This window comes from Herbaspirillum rhizosphaerae (assembly GCF_001189965.1).
GTDB lineage: Bacteria > Pseudomonadota > Gammaproteobacteria > Burkholderiales > Burkholderiaceae_D > Herbaspirillum > Herbaspirillum rhizosphaerae.
Window position 1 is genome coordinate 1 of sequence record NZ_LFLU01000040.1, and the last position, 1,057, is coordinate 1,057.

At 57.1% G+C, this 1,057-nt stretch carries 1 protein-coding gene; it reads right to left on the reverse strand.

Translation table 11 applies throughout. From position 1 onward, the window contains the following. Nucleotides 1-684: 684 nt before the first annotated feature. Nucleotides 685-1,057 (reverse strand): aromatic amino acid lyase (locus tag AKL25_RS23560; RefSeq protein ID WP_167541903.1); only part of this gene is annotated, 373 nt, incomplete at its 5' end.

Below are 1,057 nucleotides of genomic sequence, written 5' to 3' on the forward strand. Positions count from 1 at the left end.
AACTCGCTTCGCTCAGACATTTTTCCCTTCTTAATCCATTTTTCGCATCGCATCACTGGCTGGCTCCAAGCGGAACGGCCAGACTGGCTCGCTTCGCCTCGCCAGGGAGCACTCGCCTTCGGCATCGTGCTCCAAGTACTTGGGCACACAAATTTTCCTTGTCTTTTTTAACACCGTCGTCCCAGCGAACGCTGGGACCCAGTGGCGTCAGCGTCTTTTCAAACTTCGTCACGACACTGGGTTCCAACTTTCGTTGGAACGACGAAGTTAATGAGGCCGGAGAAAATAAAACCACCTCAGTCCCCTGGCGATGCGCAGCGAGCCAGTCTCGAAGTCCGCTTGAGAGTAGCCGGTGACGGCAGGTGTAAATCGGATCAAGAAGGGAAAAATGTCTGAGCGCAGCGAGTTGTTTTCCCTTCCCGATTTGCGCCTGACGGCGCCGGGAACCCCCGAAGGGGGCTACGACCCAGCGGCCGCCTTCTTTTGCTTACTTTTCTTGGCGGAGCAAGAAAAGTGAGCGGCTGCCGGGCCGCCCCCGGCACGGTTGATCGAAGAGATAACAGCATCAACTACAGACAACCCACCAGTCGGGACAAAGCACATAAGCAAAGCCTTCGGCAGAGCGCCATAAAAAAAGAGCAGCCGAAGCTGCTCTTTTCTCACAAACAACAAGAACAAGACAAATCAGACAAACTTGCCGATACGCCCAACCACGGCCTCCCGCACCGACCCGCTGGTGATGAAGGAATGCGCCACCTGAATATCGTTGTGGAACCAGCGATCCCCATCCAGGCACGCCGGGATCTGCTTGCGGATTTCCTCATACGCCGCCTGCGTGCCCTCGCCCAGCACGAAGTCCTTGAGCAGTTCTTCGGTCATGGTCAGCCCCTGCGCCGCCAGCAGCATTTCCACGCCGACGATGTATTGGGTGTTGGCGACCACGGTGGCGGCCTTGCGGGCGCACCAGGTCGAGTTGGAGATGTGGTCTTCGCTGTTGCCTTTGGATGGGATGCTGTCGACGCTGCCCGGCATGGACAAGGTGCGGTTTTCCATGACG